Source organism: Corallococcus sp. CA053C, from assembly GCF_003611675.1.
In the GTDB taxonomy this organism is placed as follows: Bacteria; Myxococcota; Myxococcia; order Myxococcales; family Myxococcaceae; genus Corallococcus.
The window spans coordinates 1-2,786 of sequence record NZ_RAWA01000674.1; the positions used below are offsets into that span (position 1 = coordinate 1).

General features: G+C 73.7%; 3 protein-coding genes. All 3 read left to right on the forward strand.

Annotated features, from left to right (window positions below; genetic code table 11):
• The first annotated feature begins 108 nt into the window (after positions 1–108).
• The gene (locus D7V97_RS41955) at positions 109–1,521 is read left to right on the forward strand and encodes a hypothetical protein (protein ID WP_120616123.1); all 1,413 of its coding nucleotides are present in this window, start codon (positions 109–111) and stop codon (positions 1,519–1,521) included.
• A gap of 161 nt (positions 1,522–1,682) precedes the next feature.
• The gene (locus D7V97_RS41960; protein WP_147445227.1) at positions 1,683–2,111 is read left to right on the forward strand and encodes a hypothetical protein; all 429 of its coding nucleotides are present in this window, start codon (positions 1,683–1,685) and stop codon (positions 2,109–2,111) included.
• Entirely contained in the window at positions 2,032–2,574 is a 543-nt protein-coding gene (locus tag D7V97_RS41965) for a hypothetical protein (RefSeq protein WP_147445228.1), read from the forward strand. Before D7V97_RS41960 ends, D7V97_RS41965 begins: the two co-directional genes overlap by 80 nt.
• Positions 2,575–2,786: the final 212 nt, after the last annotated feature.

Consider the following 2,786-nt stretch of genomic DNA (forward strand, 5'->3'; position numbering starts at 1 on the left):
GAGGGGGAAGGGGGGAGGGAACAGCGGAGAAGAGAACTCGCCGCTCAGCGGCAGAGGAACAAGCGAACCCGGCAGCGTGACTGTCACGCTGTCACGCTGGAAAACAGCGTGACACTGGGGGCGCCGTCTTCTTCTCCCTCTCCCTCTCCCTCTGCCTGGGAAGGAAGGGCCCCGGCGGGTGCCGTCACGCTGCCCGTCACGCTCGCGCTGCGTGACACCCTGGCTGGCGGCCTGCGCGAGCACCGCAAGCCGGACACCCTGCCGGCGCCGGTGCAGGCGCTGCGCTCGGCGTGGGACGAGCTCGTGGCGCCCCATGGCTTCACGGCCTGGGGGGAACGGACGTCCCGGCAGCTGCTCGCGGATGCCCTCGCGGCGCTGGAGCGCCGGCCGCTGGACGAGTGGCGCAGGGTGTTCGCGCTCGTCCCGTGCTCCCCCGTATGCCGCGGGGAGCTGCTCAGCCGCCAGCGCGCGTCCCTCGTCTACATGCTGCGGGGCCGCACGAATGCCGGGTACGAGCCCGCCGAGCTGCTGCTCTCCGGCGCGTGGAGCGTGGACCCGCTGCCGCCCGCGCCCGAGGCGGCGCCCGTCATCGAGGAGACGCCCGTCGCCCGCGCGTGGCGGCAGGTGGGGGAGACGCTCGCGACGGACGGCAAGGCCGGGCTCGTCGAGCAGCTCACCCGGAACGTGCGCCCGGTGGCGCTGGAGGACGGGCACCTGGTGGTGGAGTGCGTGGATTTCGCCGCCGAGGCATGGCTTCACGTGGACGGCGTCCTCGAGCTGGTGCGGCAGGTGCTGCGCATGCTCGGCCACGCTGGCGTCCGTCTGCTCCGCATCGACGTCTCCCCCAAGCTGGAGGCGACGGCCGCTCCGTCCGTCCCGCTCCACGTGGCCCCGGTTGCCCCGCCCCCGCCGGCGCGTCCCGCTCGTGAGGCACGCGTCCCTCTGGCGGCGGCCGACGTGGGCGTGGCCGCGCACGTGGCCTTCTTCGCGTGGACGCAGGAGGAACGCCTCTCCGTCTACCCGAATGCCATGCCGCAGCCCCCGCCACCCGGCTGGGAGGAGTGGTACCGCCAGGCACTGGCGGCGGTAGGCGGCGACGAGGGGCGCCTGCGCGCGGCGTGGCAGGCCTACCTGCAGGACGACTGGGCCCGGGGACGGAAGCCCGTGTGCCCCGCCGTGGCCTTCATCGTGGCCGACGTCTGGCAGCGGCACGTGCCGGGGCAGGACGCGCCGGCCGCGCCCGCGGTGGCGCCTGGCCCCGCGCTGCCGGACACCCAGGCGGGCCATGCGTGGGGGGCGCTGCTCAAGCGCGTGGACGCCGCCGGGAAGCCGTACGCGGCGAAGCAACTTGCCCGCCTCCGCCCCGCCCTCGACGGCACGATGCTGCTGCTGGAGGCACCGGACCGGGTGGGCGCGAAGTGGTTCGACGAGGAGTACGGCCACCTCGTCAAGGCGGAGCTGGCCGGGCTCTCGGACGGGGTGAAGGACGTGCGCTTCGTGGCGCCCGGCGGTGAGCGATGAGCTGCCCGCTTGAGGAGGACGGCCCGCGTCGGTGCTTGAACGAGCGCTGCAGCCAGCTGCTCCCCACTGGCGCAGGCGCGTTCTGCTCGCCGACCTGCAAGAGGCGCAGGGCGTGGCGCCTCGCCAGGAGGCGGCGGGAGGGACATGGGAAGGCCTACGTCGTGCCCGACTTCGTCACGGCCCTGCGTCGTGAGAGGCGGGCCGGCTACTGCCTCTTCTGCCCGCGCCCCCTGTCGACGACGCGAGCGGTGACGTGCGGACGGAAGGAGTGCATCCGCGCGTACAACACCACGTGGCGGGCGGAGGAGCGGCGCCGCCTCCGCGGGGAGCAGTCGCTGTACGCCCGCGAGTCCGAAGACGAAGAGCTCGCCGGGGAGTTCCGCGCGGACGTGGGCGAGCTGCTCCGCCGGACGTCCCTTCTCATCGCGGAGTGGTGCGCGCGCGTGGATGAGCTGGTGGCCGACCTGGGCATTCGCCCGCGCCGCGACGCGATGAGCCGGAGGACAGGGGATGGGCTGCATTTGCTTCACGGTGCCGGTGACGACGGTGAACATCACCAACCGGCGCGAGCACCACCTGAAGAAGCATGAGCGCTCGAAGGGGCAGCGCGATGCGACACACCTGCTCTGGCCCGGCTGGAGCGGTCCCGCCCTCCTGGTGGTGCGCCTCACGCGCGTGGCGCCCCGCCAACTCGACACCGGGGACAACCTGCCGGCCGCGCTGAAGTCCATCCGCGACGAGGTGGCGACGCAGCTGCGCTTGGACGATGGCTCGCCGCTGGTCCGGTGGGTGTATGCCCAGGCGAAGGGGGAGCCCTCCGTCCTGGTGGAGCTGTCATGGGGGGAGGATCCACTCGCCGCCGCAGTGCGCGCGCAAGACGCCCTCGCGCCGCCTCCGCCCCCACTGCCGGCACCAACGGACGCCCCCTCCGGACGGCCTGCCAGGCGCGGCCGAGGGCGCCCACCGAAGCCCCCGAAGGAGGGCGGCGCCGGGCGCAAGGCACTGGCGGCGCTCGCCACCTCCGCCAGCTACTTCCGGAAGCCCCAGGGCTGAGCCGCCGCGCTGTTGGAGAATGGACACCCTGCCGAGGCCAGGGCAGATGAAAGACGACGGGCCCGGCCGAGGACGACGGCCAGGCCCGCTCAGGCCAGGGACACCGGGAAAGCGCCGCTGGGGGCCTCCAGCATACCGCCTTGCGCCGTTGCGCGCTGCAAGCGAGTCCCCATGCCCGCCTGTGCCCGTCGTCCCCTTGCAGCTCCCAAGAG